Here is a 17447-nt window from a genome sequence, read left to right as displayed (position 1 = left end):
CTCCATTATGGGCGTAGAAATGAAGGGTGACTCCGGTCACCATAGCTACGCCTCCCAAGGAGCCAACGATGTCCCCTGCCGATGCCCGCTTCCGGGAACTCCTCAGTTCCCGCCTGACCGAAGCGGAATCCGCCACCCTTCCACCCCTGACGGACACCGTCGCCCGCACGCTGATCCAGCGTATCGACGGGGTCCGCCTGTTCGGCCACGCCTACGCGCTGCTGAGCAACCTCACCTACGGCTCCTTCGGACCGGATGACGTCCTCGACTTCGCCAACCGTCATGAGCTGACCGGTGTGTGCATCCACCTCCTTGACGGAGAGGAGCGGAGTCTGGGCCAGATGAGCGACGAGCGCCTGCGCGAGTTCGCCGCACGCGCCCGGAACCTGGACCTCGAGGTCCACCTGGAGATCAGCACCACCCTGGAACCGGACGTGGACGAGGTGGTCCGCATCGCCGGAGTCATGGGTGTGCGGCAGATCCGCGTCTACTCCCGCTTCGAAGGGCGCCTGTCCCAGGTCATGGACAGGGTTGAACAGGACCTGCGCCGGCTCGCCCGGCTGGCGGACCAGCACGATCTGCACTTCTCCTTCGAACAGCACGAGGAGCTGAAAGCCACCGAGATCGCGGAGCTGCTGCAGCGCGTGAACCACCCCCGGCTGCACGCCATGTTCGACTTCGGGAACATGATCAATGCCTGCGAACGCCCCCTGGAAGCCTTCAACGCGCTGGCGCCGCACATCCTCCAGGCCCACCTCAAGGGTGTCCACATCCTCCCCGAAGGGGACGGCTTCGGCCATCGGGGCGTCCTGCAGGGAAGCGCCGAGGACGACCTTCCCGGCGCCCGGCTGCTCTTCGAACTGCTGATGCTCGGCGCCGAGGAGCCTCAGGTGATCGCGTTGGCGCTCGAACAGGAGAACCTCTACTACGCGCCGGCGTTCCGGCACGCGAATGAGGAGCCCGACCCCTTCATCCCGTACCGGGACCTCAGCACCACGGGCATCCCGGACGGCTGGACGCTCCCTGACCTTCTGGCCGCCGAGCCCGGCTGGGCCGACGACCAAGCCGCCCACGTCAAGGGGCTGCTCACCACCCTGCGCGACATCGCCGTCGCGCATCTCGAATCCACCGACTCCCTGGCAGGTGCCCGATGACCACTCTCACCACAAGCTCAGACAAGACCGCCAAGCCGGTCGACTGGAGCAAATGGATCCGTTTCGCCCTCCTGGTCATGGCCGGCGGAACGATCTACAAGCTCGCCAACATCAAGGACGCCTTCTACGTCCCCATGCAGGAGTCCATGGGCCTGAGCCACACGGAGATCGGCACGCTCCTGAGCGTCAACTCGATCGTGGCCACGGCGCTCTTCGTGGTGGGCGGCTTCCTCGCGGACCGGTTCTCCACCCGGATCCTGATCCCGCTCGGCCTGGTGGGTTCCGGTGCGCTGGGCCTGTTCCTGAGCACCTTCCCCGGCTTCAACGTACTGCTGCTGGTCTTCGCCCTTCTTGCGGTGTGCTCGGACTGCCTGGTGTGGCCGGCTCTGCTGAAGAGCATCCGCCAGCTGGGCGGTTCCAAGGAACAGGGCCGGCTTTTCGGCCTGCTGGAAGGCGGCCGCGGCGTCGTCGACACGGCCGTGGCGTTCTCCGCCCTGGGCATCTTCGTCCTCCTCGGGTCGGGGACCGGCGGCTTCCGCGGTGCCATCGCGTTCTACGCCATCATCGACATCGCGGTGGGTGTTCTGCTCTTCATCTTCCTGCGCACTGCACCCGCTGGTGCCGCCGTGGAGGAGAAGAAAAAGAAGGCAGGTCTGGCCGAGATCTGGCAGGCGGCCAAGCTGCCGCAGCTGTGGCTGGTCAGCTTCACCGTCTTCATGGTCTACGTGGTCTACTGCGGACTGACGTACTTCATCCCGTACCTGACCTACGTGTACGGTCTCCCGGTGGCACTGGTGGGCGCCTACGGCATCATCAACCAGTACGGCCTGAAGATCCTGGGCGGCCCCATCGGCGGCGTGCTGGTGGACAAGGTCTTCAAGGGTGCCAGCCGTTACATCCGCCTGGCCTTCCTTCTCCTGCTGCCGGTGGTCGCCGGCCTCCTGCTCCTCCCGGCGAACCCGGGCAGTCAGGTCCCGGCCATGATCGTGACGCTGCTCTTCTCCCTCATCGTCTTCACCATGCGCGGCGTGTTCTGGGCGCCCATGGATGAGGTCGGCATTCCGGAAGGAATCAGCGGGACCGCGTTCGGCATCGCCTGTCTGGTGGGCTACGCCCCGGGCATGTTCGCCTTCATGGTCTACGGTGCCATCCTGGATGCAAACCCCGGCGCCGCCGGCTACCACATCGTGTTCCTGGTCCTGGCCGGACTCGCACTGCTCGGCTCCCTGGTCGCCACTGCGCTGACGAAGGTCGCCCGCAAGGCGAAGGCGGCAGCTGCCGCCTGACCGCTGCGGTGAACGATGACGACGGCGACCCCCGGCACCTGCCGGAGGTCGCCGTCGTCGTCCATCCAGCGTTCCGGGGGCTGAGAACCGTAGCAGTCGGACACAGAGCACACCCTGTCGGGGCGCGCCCGTAGTCTGGTGCCATGGCTCGTTTCGCACTCGACATCGACTCCGTTCCCCGCCCCGCTCGTGCCCAGGCCCTCCTGGATGCGGTGAACCAGCGGGTGGTCATCGCGGACGGGGCCATGGGCACCATGCTGCAAGGCCGCGAGCTGTCCCTGGAGGAGGATTTCCAAGGTCACGAAGGCTGCAACGAGATCCTCAACGACACCCGCCCGGACGTCATCGCGGACATCCATGACGCCTACTTCGCCGTCGGGATCGACGCGGTGGAGACCAACACCTTCGGCGCCAACTGGTCCAACCTCTCCGACTACGGCATCGACGACCGCATCGAGGAGCTCGCCCACAAGGGTGCCGCCATCGCCCGGGAACGCGCGGAAGCGGCGGAGCAGATGGACGGCCGGATGCGCTGGGTCCTCGGCTCCATGGGCCCCGGCACCAAGCTCCCCAGCCTCGGCCACACGAGCTACGACCACCTCAAGCAGACTTTCGCGCTTCAGGCCGAGGGCCTCATCGACGGCGGGGCGGACGCCTTCCTCATCGAGACCAGTCAGGACCTTCTGCAGACCAAGGCCGCCGTCAACGGCTGCAAGCAGGCCATCGTGACCCGCGGCGTCCGCCTCCCCATCTTCGTGGAGGTGACGGTGGAGACCACCGGCACCATGCTCATGGGCTCGGAGATCGGCGCCGCCCTCACCGCGCTGGAACCGCTCGGCGTCGATGCGATCGGCCTGAACTGCGCCACCGGCCCGGAGGAGATGAGCGAGCACCTCCGTCACCTCTCCAAGCAGTCCACCGTCGCGATCGCCTGCATGCCCAACGCCGGCCTGCCGGTGCTCGGCGCCAACGGCGCCCACTACCCGCTCACGCCCGCCGAGCTGGCCACGGCGCACGAGCAGTTCGTGCGCGAGTTCGGCCTCGGCCTGGTGGGCGGCTGCTGCGGTACGACGCCGGAGCACCTCGCCGCCGTCGTCGAACGCCTGGCGCCCTTCCGTGAGCCGGGCGCGGGCGGCCGGACGCCCAGTGAGCAGGACGCCGGCATCGCCTCCCTCTACCAGCACGTCTCCTTCGATCAGGAGTCCTCCTACCTGGCCATCGGTGAGCGTACCAATGCCAACGGCTCCAAGGCGTTCCGCCAGGCCATGCTGGAGGAGCGCTGGGACGACTGTGTGGACATCGCCCGCGAGCAGATCCGCGTGGGCGCCCACCTTCTGGACGTCTGCATCGACTACGTGGGGCGCGACGGCGTCGCCGACATCAAGCAGGTGGTCTCCCGTTTCGCCTCCGCCTCCACCCTCCCGCTCGTCATCGACTCCACCGAGCCGCCCGTGCTGCAGGCCGGCCTGGAGCTCATCGGCGGGCGCCCGGTCATCAACTCCGTCAACTATGAGGACGGGGAGGGACCGGAGAGCCGCTTCGCCCGCATCATGCCGCTCGTGAAGGAGCACGGCACCGCCGTCATCGCCCTGACGATCGACGAGGAGGGCCAGGCCCGCACCACCGAGGGCAAGGTGGCCATCGCCTCCCGGCTGGTCGACGCCCTGGTGGGCGAGTGGGGCATGCGGGTCGAGGACATCATCGTCGACGCTCTGACGTTCCCCATCGCCACCGGCCAGGAGGAGACCCGCCGCGACGGCATCGAGACCATCGAGGCGATCCGCCAGATCACCACCAAGTACCCCGGCATCCACACCACGCTCGGCGTCTCCAACGTCTCCTTCGGCCTCAACCCGGCCGCCCGCATGGCGCTGAACTCCGTGTTCCTGCACGAGGCGGTTCAGGCGGGCCTCTCCAGCGGCATCATCGACGCCGCCAAGATCGTCCCGCTCGCCTCCCTGCCGGAAGAACAGCGCAAGGTGGCGCTGGATTTGGTGTGGGACCGCCGCGAGTACGACGCCGACGGCAACGTCACGTACGATCCGCTGGCCAGCATGCTGGACCTCTTCGCCGGGGTGGACACGGCGGCCCTGCGCGACCAGCGCGCCGCGGAGCTGGCCGCGCTGCCCACCGGTGAACGCCTCCAGCGCCGCATCATCGACGGCGAGGGCAAGGGCTTGGAGGAGGACCTGGACCTGGCGCGATCCGAGGGCATGACCCCGCTGGGGATCATCAACGACCACCTGCTGGAAGGCATGAAGGTGGTGGGTGAGCGCTTCGGCGCCGGCGAGATGCAGCTGCCGTTCGTGCTCCAGTCCGCCGAGGTCATGAAGAACGCGGTCGCCCTGCTGGAGCCGCATATGGAGAAGTCCGATGCCTCCGGTAAGGGCACCATGGTGATCGCCACGGTGCGCGGCGACGTCCATGACATCGGCAAGAACTTGGTGGACATCATCCTCACCAACAACGGCTACAAGGTCATCAACCTCGGCATCAAGCAGCCCATCGCGGACATCATCGCCGCGGCGGAGGAGCACAACGCGGACGTGATCGGCATGTCCGGTCTGCTGGTGAAGTCCACCGTGGTGATGAAGGAGAACCTGGAAGAGCTGACGTCCCGTGGGCTCGGGAAGAAGTGGCCGGTCATCCTCGGCGGCGCCGCCCTGACCCGCACTTATGTGGAGGATGACCTGGCCGGCATGTTCGACGGCGAGGTCCGCTACGCCAAGGATGCCTTCGAGGGCCTGGCCCTCATGGAGCCGCTCGTCCAGATCGCCCGCGGCGCCGATCCGGCGGAGGTGAATCTCCCGCCGCTGAAGAAGCGCATCCACCGTGCCGGCGGCGGCCTCACCCTGACCGAACCTGAGGCGATGCCCGGACGCTCCGACGTTGCGGCGGACAATCCTGTGCCCGCTCCGCCGTTCTGGGGAACCCGGATCGTGCGCGGTGTGGCGCTGGCCGATTTCGCGGCGTTCCTGGACGAGCGCGCCACCTTCATGGGGCAGTGGGGCCTGAAGCCAGGCCGTGGTGAAGGCGGCGCCAGCTACGAGGAACTCGTGGAGAAGGAAGGCCGTCCCCGCCTGCGGTACTGGCTGGACCGCATCCTCGCCGAGGGCATGATCGATCCGTCCATCGCCTACGGTTACTTCCCGGTGGTCGCCGACGGGAACCAGGTAGTGGTGCTCCACCATGGTGAGGACCCCGACGGCGTGCTCGGCGTGCCGGGGCTGCTGGCCCCGGACGGGGGCTCGGAAGGCGCACTCGGTACCGAGCGTCTGCGCTTCGACTTCCCCCGCCAGCGCCGCGACCGGCACCTCTGCCTGGCGGACTTCGTCCGTTCCCGGGAGTCGGGCCAGGTGGACGTCCTGCCGGTCCAGTTGGTCACGGCCGGCGCGAAGATCGACGAGTTCACCGCCAAGATGTTCGCCGCGAACCAGTACCGCGACTACTACGAGGTCCACGGCCTGGTCATGCAGCTCACCGAGGCGCTGGCCGAGTTCTGGCACTCCCGGATCCGCGAGGAACTCGGCTTCGCCTCCGAGGAGCCCGCGGACAAGGAAGGCCTGTTCAAGCTCGATTACCGCGGTGCCCGCTTCTCCCTCGGCTACCCGGCGTGCCCCGAGATGGAGGACCGCCGCAAGGTCATGGAATTGCTGAAGGCCGAGCGCATGGGCGTGATCCTCAGTGACGAGCTGATGCTGCACCCCGAGCAGTCCACGGACGCGTTCGTGTTCCACCACCCGGAGGCGAAGTACTTCAAGGTGTGAGGCTGTGCCGGTCCCCGGTGGACGCGGGCTGAGCCTTCGCGGCCCGGCCGCGTCCACCGTGGCCGTGACCTGCGGAGACACTTCCGTGGGCCGCGGCGGCCGAGACCGGCTTTGCACGCCGCAGCGAGGCGAGTACGGCCCGCCCCACCAGGGAGATCCCCACGATCGTGGTGACGGCGCGCAGGGTGTCCCAGCCCGCCGTCGAGGTCAGCAGGGAATACAGCAGGAAGCTGCCCAGATTGGTGGCCAGTGGCGCGCCCGGAACGTATGAGATCCCGGTCCCGGCGCCGACGGCGAACGGCCAGAACCACAGATTGGTCAGGAGCCCGAAAGCATAGGACGCCAGCGCGCCGTACACGCACAGCATCCAGATCTCCGCACGCCCACGGACGTGCCGGGGGAGCAGCCCGGCGCCCGCGCCCACCCAGGCGCAGGCGAAGATCTGGAACGGCGTCCACGGTCCGATCCCGCCCCACAGGGCGCTGGACAGCGCGATGGTGGCGGCGCCGAGCAGCAGCCCGAAACGTGCCCCGAAGGCGCGTCCGCCCAGGATCAGCAGGATGAACACGGCTTCCACCCCGCCGACGCCGGTGCTCGCCACGCGGACCGCCGAGCCGATCGCTGCCAGCACACCGAGCAGCGCGACGGTGTGAGCGGAGCGCACCGAACCGTCCAGGGACACGACGACGGCGATCGCCGCCACCGGGATGATCGCCAATGCCGCGTACGGCGTGGCCGCGGCGGCATCCTCGGGGAGCGCCGCTGCCACGAGCGGCCAGCAGAAGGCGACCAGCGCCAGCAGGTTCGCCGCCGCCAGGACGGTGAGCTCCGCGGCGCGGGGCATCCGGAAGCGGCGGCGGGCAGCGCCGCGGGCGGTTGGGCCCGCGGTCTCGGCGGGAGCCGGGACCCACAAACGGGTGGTGGCGCCGGCCGCGGACGCGGCGTCCGCACGGGCGGGGGCCGCCTCGCCGGCCGGGCTCGAGGAGGGCGCCACTCCGTCCCGCATCGGCAGGATCCTCGCGCCGAGCCCCTGGGCGAAGCCGCCGTCGTGGGTGGCGATCAGCACCGCGGCGCCCGCGTCCGCCGCCACCTGGAGGGCGGCCGTCACGGCGGCCCGCGCCTCGGCGTCGAGCCCGCGGGTCGGCTCGTCGAGCAGCAGTACTCCGGGATCGTCCACGGTCTGCAGTGCGATGGCCAGGATCCGCCGCTCACCCGCGGAGAGATCCCGGGGATGCTCAGGGCCCCACGGCATGCGGCCGGTGCCCCTCAGAAGCGCCAGCCGCGCGGCGGCGGATCCGGCACGTGGGGCCGCGGCTGGATCATCCGCCCGGTCCCCACGCGCACGGCGCCGGGCCTTGGCGAGCCGACGGTCGGCGGCGTGCAGTTCGCCGGCCACCGTGTCGTGGGTGAACAGATCGTCGGAGGCGTCCGGGACCAGGGCGACCCGCCGGCCACCCGCGGCCGTCCCTTCGCCCAGTGCCAGTGCCACCAGCAGCGACGATTTCCCGGCACCGTTCGGCCCCACCAGTGCCACGATCTCGCCCCGCTGCAGGCTCAGTGATGCGTCGCGCACCAGTGACGTGCCGCCGCGCTGCACGGCGAGTCCGGAAACGGTCAGCACGGCTTCGGCCTCGGCTCCGTGCATCGCCGCCGCCGCGGGAGCCACGGTGGATGCCGGCGACGGCGCCTCGCCGGGGACCAGCGCACCGTCGTCGAAGGTCCACCACGCATCGGCGACGGGAACCAGCGCTTCCGCGCGGTGCTCCGCGACGACGACGCAGACGCCCGCCCCGTGGGCAAGGGCGTCGAGGACCCCGATCACGCGCCGTCGCGCATCGGTGTCGAGATCGGCCAGCGGTTCGTCCACCAGGAGGAGCGCAGGGTGATCGACGACGGCGGCCGCGATCGCCACGAGCATCGCCTCACCGGCGGAGAGGGTGGCGAGGTCGCGGTTCAGGAGAGCGGCGACGCCGATGCTTTCGGCGACCTCCAGAACCCGCGCAGTGGCGGCAGCGGCCGGCATCCCGCGCAGTTCGAGGGCCAGGCCGATCTCGTCGCGGACCCGCGTGGAGGCGAACGCCGCGCGGGGATTCTGGAGGACGACGCCGATGCTCCGAGCCGTGTCCCGCGGCGGGACGGAGGCGCGATCCGCCCCGGCGACCCGCACCGTCCCGGACAGCGCGCCGCCGTCGACGTGGGAGAGGAGCCCGCACAGCCCGCGCAGAACCGTGGACTTGCCCGATCCGGTGGGACCGGTGAGGACCGTGATGGTCCCGGGTGCGGGGGAGAAGGAGACGGCGCGGATCTGCGTCGCGGCGATCGCGAACGCGGCGTCCCGGACCAGGACCGGCTCACCGGATGCGGAGAGCCGGCGCGGTGAGGTGCTTCCGAAGCCGCGCAGCTCCAGGGCGGCGGCCACGCGGTTCGCGTGGTCCAGGGTGCGTTCCAGAATCGGGACCAGGGCACGGGGGCCGAAACGTTCGTCGCGGAGCCGGCAGGCCAGTCGGACCGAGGCGACGGCGTCGGACAGGGCCGGCAGGGCCGCCCACGCCACCACGAGCATCCGGGCCACGCCCTGCAGGGGGCCGCCACGGGCCAGGAGCCGGAAACCACGGGCCACGTCCACCAGGGAGTTCAGAACACCGAAGGCGAGGATCGTGGCGGCGATGGGGAGTGCGGAGAGGACCGCGTCCCCCAGGCCCTCCGCCGTGACCGGCCCCAGGAACGTCACCGAGGCGAAGGGGTCCGGCAGAGGGAGTGCCGGAAGGTTGAGCAGGACGGTGTCACCCGTGCCCACTCCGTTGAAGAGGATGCGGTAGAGGACCCGCGCCGCGACGAACAGGAGGGCGAGGGCCGCTCCGGCGCGCAGCGGCGCGGGCCTGAAGGTCACGCCGCGGGGGCGGCCGGTGCGCCGTCGACCACGAAGAGCAGCTCCAGGCTCTGGCCCGGGGTGACCTTCTGGGTGCTCAGGCCCTCCTGTGCGTAGCCCCAGGCGCCGGAGGCCGGCTTGATCCAGAGGGACCAGTACGCGAAGGAGGCCGGCATCTTCTGGCAGTCCTCACGGTACGTGCCGCCCTTGTGGGTGATGTCGAAGTCCGCCGCGGGCACGCCGTTGACGCGGCACGCGACGTCCTTCGGGTAGGCCTTGGTACCGGCCACGGTCACCTTGGCCTGCTCGAGGACCTTGGACGCCAGGGTCGGGCCGTCCACGGGGATGCAGCTGCCGGCGACGTCGGTGGCGGTCTGCTTGAGGGCCCCGGAGTTCACGATGACCTTCACCCCGGAGGTGCAGGCGGCATCGGCTGCGGCGGATGTGGTCCCGGCAGGGGCCGGGGAGGAGGAAGAGGAGGACGCTGCGGGCGTGGAGCACGCGGCGAGGGAGAACAGGAGGGCTGCGCCGGCGAGGGTGCTCGCGGCGGCGGTGCGGAAATCAGTCAAAGTCACGAGTCAAGGGTAGGGCGCGACGGCCCGGATCCTGCCGCCGTGGCGTTGTATGACGACGTCGGCCCGGGTCAGACGCGTCTGAGGGCGCCCGGGGCGCGTGCGCGCCGTCGTCGTCCGCCGCTACGCCCGGGAGAACGTCCGGCGCAGCGTCCAGACGTTCCCGTCACCCGCGCCGTCATGCTGGAAGTCATCCAGCACCGCGAGGGTGAGAGCCAGTCCGCGCCCCGACTCGCAGTCGGTGCCGGGCATGACGGCGGGTCCCGGGTCGAGCCCCGCCGGGGGAGCGGTGTCCCTCAGAAGCGCGATCAGCTGGTTGCCGTCCACCGAGAACTGAGCCTCGACGTGCACCCCGTCGCCGCCATGCTGGGCGATGTTGGTGGTCACCTCGCTGACCGCGAGCATGAACAGCGTCCTGTCCTCATCCGGCACGAACGGCGTGGCCTCCCAGAGGGAATCGAGCGTGTCGAGGACGTCTTCGACGAACGCCGGAGTGGCCAGTCCACCGATCTTCACGGTGACCCCGTCACCGCTCATCGAATGCCGTCTCCGGCGTCGAGTGCTCGCCGAGGACACGGTCGAGGTTGGTCAGGCGCAGCACGGCCCGCACCGCGTCCGGCACGGCGGCGATGCGCAGATCCCCGCCGGCCACGCGTGCCCGCTTCAGGCCGCCGATGAGGGCGCCGAGCCCGGAGGAGTCGATGAACTCCGTCCTGCCGAGGTCGACCACCACGCGCACGGTGCCGGCCTCGATGAGCTGGTTCACGGCAAGGCGGAGCTGCGGCGCACCGGCGGCCACGAGGCGGCCTTCGATCGAGATGACGGAAAAGCCGTCGTGGTCGTTCGTGGTGAGGTTCATGAATCTCCTTCGGTCGCTGCAACGGCCGGACCCCGGTACCGGGCGGCCTCGATGATGACGCTGAGCACCGCCAGGTCATAGGCGACCCAGACGGCGTTGACAAGGGTTCCGACGTCGTCCGCTGCTCCGGCCACCACCCGGACGACCCCGATGACCAGGGCGATGACCAGGGCCGCCATCGCGGCGAGCTGGGGCCAGATCCGCCGCCACGGCACGCCGCGGGTGTCGCGTCCGTCCTTCTTGGTCACCGCGAAGTTCAAGGGGCGGCCGAAGGCCACGTTCGCCACGGCGGTCCAGCAGGCCTGGATCCACACAGGGAAGAGCGCCAGGGAGTACTGCTGGCCTCGCCAGGTCTTCATCCCCTTGCCCACCACCAGGAAGAGCAACTGGTTGACGAGGAACGCCGGGAGGAACCGTGCGAAGAAGTCGACGCTCCACGCGGTTACCGGGAGCACCCCGAACACCAGATAGATGACAGGCGCCGCGAGGTAGGCGAGGGCCGCGAAACCGGAGAGGTAGCTCCACATGGTGGCGAAGTACATCAGGCGCTGTCCGGCGTTGAGGCCCTTCTTGACCAAAGGGTTGTCGCGCAGCATCACCTGCAGCGTCCCCTGGGCCCAGCGGAGGCGCTGGGTCAGCATGGTCCGCAGGTCCTCGGGCGCCAGGCCGTGCGCCAGGATCTCATGGTGGTAGACGCTCCTCCAGCCGAGCGCGTGGAGCTGCATCGCTGTCGCCATGTCCTCCGTGACGGAGATGGTGGCCAACGGCAGGACCGGCTGGGCCTCCTCGCCTCGGTCGATGCGGAGCGCGTCCAGCAACTGCCGGACGGCCTCGATGGCGCCCAGGGGCGAGAGCCGGGCGGTGGCGAGCCGGTCCAGCCGGGTCTCGTCCACCACCACCAGATCCAGCTGGGCGTCGCGCTCCACGGGGAGCTGCGCGATGACCTCCAGGTCCTCCCTGATCCCGGCGAAGTCGCGGGCGAGCAGCCGCTGGGCCGCGCCGTCCACGGCGTGGCCCAGCTCGTAGGTCGCCTGGGCGAGCGGAGTCCCCGCTGCGACGGCGTCCTGGGCGCGGGTGATCTCCGCGCCCAGCGAGTTCAGTTCGACGCGCAGGTCCGGGTCCTCGGTGATCCGGGCCTCCCGGACGATCAGACTCTCCGCGACGCGCAGGGTCTTCCGCGTGGACTGGGTGACGTCCCGCACGTATCCCACGATGCCGAGCTGCATGAGTGCCTCGCGCCGCAGCACCGCGTTGGAACCGCAGAAGAACGCGGCGTTCCAGCCGTCCTTGCCCTGCTGGATGGGGCCGTAGAAGAGGGGCGCCTGGCTGCCGAGCGGGTCGGCGTCATCCACATTGCTGAACCACTGAGGGGTCTGGACGAGCGCGACGTCGGGGTCGTCCGCGAAGTACCCCAGCGTGCGGTGCAGGATCAGCGGGTCCGGCACCTGGTCCGCGTCCAGGATCAGGAGGAACTCGCCGTCCGTCTCGAACAGGGCGTTGTTGAGGTTCCCGGCCTTGGCGTGCCGAGGCTTGCCGATCCAGTCGTCGGAGCGCGTCAGATAGCCGACGCCGGCTTCCCGGGCGGCGTGTTCGACGTCGGTCCGCGCGCCGTCGTCCAGGATCCAGGTGGTGTGCGGGTGGGCGATGCGCTGGGCCGCCCGCGCGGTGGCCATCACCAGTTCAAGCGGTTCGTTGTAGGTGGTGATGAAGACGTCCACCGTGCCCTGAGGGGCCGACGACGGCTCGGGGCGGTCACGGGCGCGCCACATGGTGAGGGAGAAGAGGAGGGTGTCGAACAGGCTGTACGTCTCGGCCAGGACGAGCGGGACGGCGATCCACCAGGCGGACCAGTCCACGGAGGCCAGCCAGCGCCAGACGATGTAGTTGACCCCGAACAGGACGGACAGGACCGCCAGGATGCGGATGAGGACGAAGCGCGCCGTCATCGGTCCCGCCTGATGACCAGGGCCGTGATGTCGTCCGTGGCGCGTTCGCCGCGGGCCAGGCGCAACGCTTCGTCGACGGTGCCTTCCGGTCCGAGTTCGCGGATGGCTCTTTCGACCTGACCGAACGGGTCGTCCGGGTCCAGGACGTCCAGGAGGCCGTCGCTGCAGCAGATGAAGGTGTCGCCCGGGGCCAGGCGCCCGGTGATCCGTTCGTGCTCCTCCACTGTGCCGGTCCCCATGCCCAGCGGCAGGCCGTAGGACCGGAGGTGCTGCCGGCCGCCGTCGGCGCGGATGATGAACGCCAGGCCGTGGCCTGCGTCGATCAGCTCCACGCGGCCGGTGGCCGGGAAGATGTCCGCGTGCACCGCCGTGACGAACATCCCCATGTCTCCCATGTCCTCCTCGACCAGGAGATCGGCTTCCGCGATGGCCGCGGCCAGGGACCGCTCGGGCGCGGTCCTCAGGGAGGCTCGCACGCCGGCCGCCACCAGCGCCGGGCCGGCGCCCTTCCCCATGGCGTCGGCGAGAGTCACCCGGAGCGCGTCGCCGCGAAGCATCAGATCGTAGAAATCGCCGGAGAGCTTCCCGCGGGAGAACGCGCCGGCGGCGAGCGTGTACCCGGGAACCGACGGGTGCCGCTGCGGGCTCATGGCACGCTGGATGACGCGGGCGTGATCCAGTTCCTGGTCCCGGGAGAGCTCGGCCTGCACCCAGAAGGCCAGGTCTTTCAGCAGGGAACTCTGGGACTCCGTGAACTGCCGTGGCTGGGTGTCCAGTATGCAGAGCGTGCCGATGGCCTCGCCGCCGGGCGCGTGGAGCGGGTGCCCGGCGTAGAATCGCAGGTGCGGATCGCCCAGCACGAACGGGTTGCGGGCGAACATCGGGTCGATGCTGACGTCCTCGATGACCACGGTGCGGTCTTGCCGCACGGTGTTGTCGCAGAAGGAGTACTCCCGGGGCATCTCGGAACCGCGGAAGCCGATCTGCGATTTCGACCAGAGCCGCGCGTTGTCCAGCAGGTTGACACTGACCATCGGGACCGAGAACATCTCCTTCGCCAGCCGCGTCACCCGGTCCACGCGTTCGTCCGGAGGGGTGTCGAGGATCCCCATCCTCTCGATTGCCGCTTGTCGTTTCCCCTCGTCAGCCATACCTCTCCCTTGACATTCGTCAACAGAATTCTAGACAAATCCTGTCGTGAATGCAGGTTGAGACCTTCACGGACGGCGGGCGACCCCCACGAATCCGTAACGCTGCGACATGGGCGCGGGGACGGCCAGGTAGCCCACGTCGAGGTTCTCCATGCTCAGCCCCGCATCGATGACGAGCCGGTCGATCTGCCGGGTCAGATGGCAACCGCCGGCGCAGGCGGTGTTCACGGGGCTCATGACGTTCTGCCAGGCGGCCACGCCGGCATCCGGCGAGCGGCCGTGCTCCACGAAGTGGAACGTTCCGCCGGGTCTGAGAACGCGGCGCACCTCGGCGAGGGCGGCCGCGGGGTCCGGAATGGTGCACAGCGTGAAGGTGGAGAGCGCGACGTCGACGCTCGCGTCGTCGAAGTCCAGCAGCTGGGCGTCGCGGCCGCCTCGCTCCACGGGGATGGACGATCGGGCGCGGCGTTCCGCGGAGAGTTCCCATGCGGTGTCCGATGGCTCGATGGCCAGGACCCGCTGGACCTCCTGCGGGTAATAGGGGATGTTGAGGCCGCTGCCGAAGCCGAGCTCCAGAACGGTCCCGTGCAATCCGCCGCACACCGTGCGCCGGTACGGCGCCACCTCCGGGCCCCGCAACGCCCGGTCCACCATGCGCGGGACGACCCGCTCTGTCCACCAGCCCATGCTCCGGACGGTACTCCGTGGACCGGGCCGCCGCATCATCCTGCAGGCGTCCACTCAGCTCCGGAAGACGCTCACGAATTCGTCCACCAGCCCGCTGCTCGAAGACGGCGTCACCACGCCGATCACGCGCTTGGCGGCCGGGTGGTCGATGGCGACCTCGGCCACCTCGACGCCGGAGCCGCCCCGGTGCGGGGGAAGCACGGCGATGCCCAGCCCGGCCGCGGCGAGACCACGGGCGTCCCGCGTGTCATCCACTTCGAAGGCGGTGTTGGGGATCTCGCCCTGCACACCGAGGATCCGGTGCATCGAATCGTGCAGGCCGTACCCGCGGCGCAGCACGATCAGATCCTGGGTCCGGAGATCGTCCACGGTGACGGCGCGGCCTGCGTGTGCCAAGGGGTGCTGAGGGCTCATGGTCGCCACGAGAGGCTCCGTGAACAGTTCCACCGTGTGGAGGTCCTCCACGAATGGAGGGTCCGCGACGACGGCCAGATCAGCCACGCCGTCACGCACCCAGCGGATGCATCCGCTCCGGGCCCCATGCATCAGCTCGAACCGCACCTTCGGCCGCCGCGTCCGGAAGCGCGCGATCGCTCGGGGCACGTAGCTCTCACCGAGCACGTTCTGATAGGCCACCCGGATTGTCGCGTCCTCCGCGAGCCCTTGCGCCCGCGCGGCGGCCAGGCCGTCTTCCACCGATGCCAGTGCCCGGGAGACGACCTCCGCCAGGGCACTCCCGGCCTCGGTCAGAGCCACCCCTCGGCCGGCGCGGTGCACCAGCGGCACGCCGGCCAGCTCGGCAAGACGGGCGAGCGAACGGCTGGCGGACGGCTGGGGGATGCCGAGTTCATCGGCCGCAGCGGTCACGGATCCGGTCCGGGCGAGCTCCGCGAGCACCGGAAGGTGGGGGAGCAGATGGCGCAGCAATGCCGGATTCATATCCATAGTGAATAAGTCTAGGGACAAGTGACATTAGTCATAACCCTGATGCGTGAGTACCGTCGGAAGAGTGAGCACGCACCTTGCGGACATCCCCTCCCTCAGCCCCAGGCAGCCGAGCAACGGCGCACAGGCTGCTGCGGCGGAGCACCGCCGCTACCGCCGCATGATGGGCGCCCTCCTGGCTGCCGGCGTCGCGGCCTTCGCGCAGCTCTATGCGATCCAGGGCGTTCTGCCCGGCCTGGCGCGCGAACTCGGCATCGCGCCGTCGAGCGCCGCGCTCACCGTCTCCGCGGCCACCAGCGGACTGGCCGTCGGCGTCCTTCTGTGGGCCGCCGTCGCGGACCGGCTCGGACGGCTCACCTCCATGCGGATCGCCGTGTCCGGCTCGGTCCTGCTGGGGCTCGCGACGGCGGCGGCCCCCGGGCTGGGCTCGCTGCTGGGCATCCGCTTCCTGATGGGCCTGGTGGTGGGCGGCGTCCCGGTACTCGCGGTCGCGTATGTGTACGAGCAGCTGTCCGGGGCCCGGGCGGCCGTGGCTGCCACGGTCTACATCTCCGGCACCACGGTCGGGGGAGCGCTCGGCCGCCTGGTCGCCGGGCCGCTGGGTGCCTGGATCGGCTGGCGCGGCGCTCTGCTGGGGGTGGGCCTGGTGAGTCTGCTCTCTGCCGCAGGATTCCTGCTGCTGGCGCCGGGTGAGCGGCGGACGAGGGCGGGCGTGCGCCCCAGGGAGCGGCAGTGGAGCCGGATCCGGCTGGCGCTGTCGTCGTGGCGGCTCCTTGCGCTGTATCTGCAGGCGTTCCTGGTGACCGGCAGTTTCGTCGCCGTGTTCAACTTCCTGACCTTCCGCCTGGAGGCGGCCCCGTTTCTCATCCCGCCGGCGCTGGCAGCCCTGGTGTTCCTGTCCTATTTCGCCGGGACTCTGTCCTCGCGGCTGGCCGGCCGGTGGCTCACCCGCTGGGGTTTCGCCAGGACCAGCATCCTGGGCCTGGCGGCGATGCTCTCGGGAGCGGCCGTGCTGGCCGTCGAGGAACTGCCCGCCATCATCGCCGGGCTGCTGCTCTTCACGGCCGGCAACTTCATGGCCCACGCGGCCGCCGTGGCCACCGTCGGAGCCAGTGCGGGTGCCGAGTTCCGGGGCCAGGCCAGTGCGCTGTACAACATCGCCTACTACGCGGGCTCGTCCCTCCTGGGCTGGCTGCTCGGTGTGATGTTCGACGGCGCCGGATGGCGGGGCATGACGCTCGGCATCGCAGGGGCACTCGCCGTGGTGATGGTCATGAATGTTGCGGCTCTGAATCGCCGGGGCGGGTGACGGTACAGCTCCGGCAACGCGTCACTCAGTCAGCCGGCCGGGAGTCGCCGCGGGGCCGCATCATCAGCTCGTCGAACGGGATCCCGTGCTCTCCCAGCCACATCGTGGTCACGAATGACCACTTCTCGGCCCGGCCGGTAACCACCAAGATGGCGAGTCCGGCACCGTGGGCCCGAAGAAGCAGCTCCAGCACCGCCTCATGGGGAGGACAGTCGATCGATGCGCCGTGGAATGCGTCGAAGTCCGCCTTGAATGAGGTGGACCCGGGGGGAGGCGACACATGATGCCTGATGCTTCGGACATCGCAGAGCGTGCCGTCGACGTCGAAGATCATCGCTTCGCGCAAGGGAGGCCGCCGTATGCCGCTGGGGGTGTCCATCTGCTGAATGTCGTGGAGTGGAAGAGCCACCTGCCGGTGGACTTGCGTGGTGGGTTCGGAGTGTGTAAAGTTGATCGGGTTGCCGGGCCGGTCTCCGGTTCTGGCGGCGGTCTTCAATTCTCCTTCCCTGTGAAATTCTTTCACTATTCCTGTGCCCTTTTCCGGGGTGCTGGCGGGGGTTTCTTCTGGGAATTCGAATTCCCTTCCGGTGTGATTCCGGAAGGGGAAAACGGATTTGCGGGGGAGGGCGGGGATGGGTTAGGATTGAAGGGTTGCGGCGGGAAAGCCTGAAGGAATGAATGAGTTCCTCGGTGAGTATCGCAGAGCAGTCTGTTGTTTGAGAACTCAATAGTGTGTCATGTTTTTTTGATACCAAATGTTTTGTTTGGTGGATGCCAATTCATCACCCCGTGGTGGTTGGTGTTTGCCGGGTTTTGAATTTTCTGATGGAGAGTTTGATCCTGGCTCAGGATGAACGCTGGCGGCGTGCTTAACACATGCAAGTCGAACGATGAAGGGGTGC

Annotated in this window: 13 protein-coding genes and 1 rRNA gene; 5 read left to right on the top strand and 9 right to left on the bottom strand. The window is 69.3% G+C overall.

What is annotated here, in order from left to right:
• Nucleotides 1-68: 68 nt before the first annotated feature.
• The 3 genes from Q9R02_RS15315 to metH all read left to right on the top strand — a co-directional run bounded on the left by Q9R02_RS15315 (nt 69) and on the right by metH (nt 6207).
• Entirely contained in the window at nt 69-1154 is a 1086-nt protein-coding gene (locus Q9R02_RS15315; protein WP_305997576.1) for a sugar phosphate isomerase/epimerase family protein, read from the top strand.
• Nucleotides 1151-2440 carry an MFS transporter gene (locus Q9R02_RS15310; protein ID WP_305997575.1) on the top strand — a complete coding sequence of 430 codons (1290 nt, stop codon included), beginning with the start codon at nt 1151-1153 and terminating at the stop codon, nt 2438-2440. Before Q9R02_RS15315 ends, Q9R02_RS15310 begins: the two co-directional genes overlap by 4 nt.
• Nucleotides 2441-2583: 143 nt before the next feature.
• Entirely contained in the window at nt 2584-6207 is a 3624-nt protein-coding gene (metH, locus tag Q9R02_RS15305) for a methionine synthase (RefSeq protein ID WP_305997574.1), read from the top strand.
• Here metH and Q9R02_RS15300 read toward each other — a convergent pair.
• From Q9R02_RS15300 to Q9R02_RS15265, 8 genes are all read right to left on the bottom strand, one after another.
• The gene (locus Q9R02_RS15300; protein WP_305997573.1) at nt 6197-9097 is read right to left on the bottom strand and encodes an ATP-binding cassette domain-containing protein; all 2901 of its coding nucleotides are present in this window, start codon (nt 9095-9097) and stop codon (nt 6197-6199) included. The genes metH and Q9R02_RS15300 overlap by 11 nt on opposite strands.
• Nucleotides 9094-9651, bottom strand: coding sequence for a hypothetical protein (locus tag Q9R02_RS15295; RefSeq protein ID WP_305997572.1), 558 nt, complete (start codon nt 9649-9651; stop codon nt 9094-9096). The genes Q9R02_RS15300 and Q9R02_RS15295 overlap by 4 nt, the downstream gene beginning before the upstream one ends.
• Before the next feature lie 120 nt (nt 9652-9771).
• Nucleotides 9772-10185, bottom strand: coding sequence for an ATP-binding protein (locus Q9R02_RS15290; protein ID WP_305997571.1), 414 nt, complete (start codon nt 10183-10185; stop codon nt 9772-9774).
• A complete protein-coding gene (locus tag Q9R02_RS15285) occupies nt 10175-10507 on the bottom strand; it encodes an STAS domain-containing protein (protein ID WP_305997570.1) in 333 nt (110 codons plus the stop codon). Before Q9R02_RS15285 ends, Q9R02_RS15290 begins: the two co-directional genes overlap by 11 nt.
• On the bottom strand, nt 10504-12453 hold the full coding sequence (locus Q9R02_RS15280) for a glycosyltransferase family 2 protein (protein ID WP_305997569.1): 1950 nt from the start codon (nt 12451-12453) through the stop codon (nt 10504-10506). The genes Q9R02_RS15285 and Q9R02_RS15280 overlap by 4 nt, the downstream gene beginning before the upstream one ends.
• Complete coding sequence (locus tag Q9R02_RS15275) at nt 12450-13565, bottom strand: PP2C family protein-serine/threonine phosphatase (protein ID WP_305997568.1); 1116 nt, start codon at nt 13563-13565, stop codon at nt 12450-12452. The genes Q9R02_RS15280 and Q9R02_RS15275 overlap by 4 nt, the downstream gene beginning before the upstream one ends.
• A 105-nt stretch (nt 13566-13670) precedes the next feature.
• On the bottom strand, nt 13671-14291 hold the full coding sequence (locus Q9R02_RS15270) for a class I SAM-dependent methyltransferase (RefSeq protein WP_305997567.1): 621 nt from the start codon (nt 14289-14291) through the stop codon (nt 13671-13673).
• Nucleotides 14292-14345: 54 nt separating this feature from the next.
• Nucleotides 14346-15236 carry a LysR family transcriptional regulator gene (locus tag Q9R02_RS15265; RefSeq protein WP_305997566.1) on the bottom strand — a complete coding sequence of 297 codons (891 nt, stop codon included), beginning with the start codon at nt 15234-15236 and terminating at the stop codon, nt 14346-14348.
• Nucleotides 15237-15300: 64 nt separating this feature from the next.
• Here Q9R02_RS15265 and Q9R02_RS15260 point away from each other — a divergent pair, with 64 nt between their 5' ends.
• Complete coding sequence (locus Q9R02_RS15260; RefSeq protein ID WP_305997565.1) at nt 15301-16545, top strand: MFS transporter; 1245 nt, start codon at nt 15301-15303, stop codon at nt 16543-16545.
• Nucleotides 16546-16570: 25 nt separating this feature from the next.
• Here Q9R02_RS15260 and Q9R02_RS15255 read toward each other — a convergent pair whose 3' ends face one another.
• Nucleotides 16571-17041 carry a phosphatase domain-containing protein gene (locus Q9R02_RS15255; protein WP_305997564.1) on the bottom strand — a complete coding sequence of 157 codons (471 nt, stop codon included), beginning with the start codon at nt 17039-17041 and terminating at the stop codon, nt 16571-16573.
• A gap of 326 nt (nt 17042-17367) precedes the next feature.
• Between Q9R02_RS15255 and Q9R02_RS15250 the strand changes: the two genes are divergently transcribed.
• Nucleotides 17368-17447, top strand: a 16S ribosomal RNA gene (locus Q9R02_RS15250); the annotation flags it as partial.

This window comes from Arthrobacter horti, assembly GCF_030731045.1.
GTDB classification, from domain to species: domain Bacteria; phylum Actinomycetota; class Actinomycetes; order Actinomycetales; family Micrococcaceae; genus Arthrobacter_E; species Arthrobacter_E nanjingensis.
This window is presented reverse-complemented; position numbering and strand designations above follow the sequence as displayed.

Excerpts from the sequence above, each read along its gene's own strand:
- Q9R02_RS15315 (WP_305997576.1), top strand. The coding sequence starts at position 69 with ATGTCCCCTGCCGATGCCCGCTTCCGGGAACTCCTCAGTTCCCGCCTG.
- Q9R02_RS15310 (WP_305997575.1), top strand. The coding sequence starts at position 1,151 with ATGACCACTCTCACCACAAGCTCAGACAAGACCGCCAAGCCGGTCGAC.
- metH (WP_305997574.1), top strand. The coding sequence starts at position 2,584 with ATGGCTCGTTTCGCACTCGACATCGACTCCGTTCCCCGCCCCGCTCGT.
- Q9R02_RS15290 (WP_305997571.1), bottom strand. The coding sequence starts at position 10,185 with ATGAGCGGTGACGGGGTCACCGTGAAGATCGGTGGACTGGCCACTCCG.
- Q9R02_RS15285 (WP_305997570.1), bottom strand. The coding sequence starts at position 10,507 with ATGAACCTCACCACGAACGACCACGACGGCTTTTCCGTCATCTCGATC.
- Q9R02_RS15280 (WP_305997569.1), bottom strand. The coding sequence starts at position 12,453 with ATGACGGCGCGCTTCGTCCTCATCCGCATCCTGGCGGTCCTGTCCGTC.
- Q9R02_RS15275 (WP_305997568.1), bottom strand. The coding sequence starts at position 13,565 with ATGGGGATCCTCGACACCCCTCCGGACGAACGCGTGGACCGGGTGACG.
- Q9R02_RS15270 (WP_305997567.1), bottom strand. The coding sequence starts at position 14,291 with ATGGGCTGGTGGACAGAGCGGGTCGTCCCGCGCATGGTGGACCGGGCG.
- Q9R02_RS15265 (WP_305997566.1), bottom strand. The coding sequence starts at position 15,236 with ATGGATATGAATCCGGCATTGCTGCGCCATCTGCTCCCCCACCTTCCG.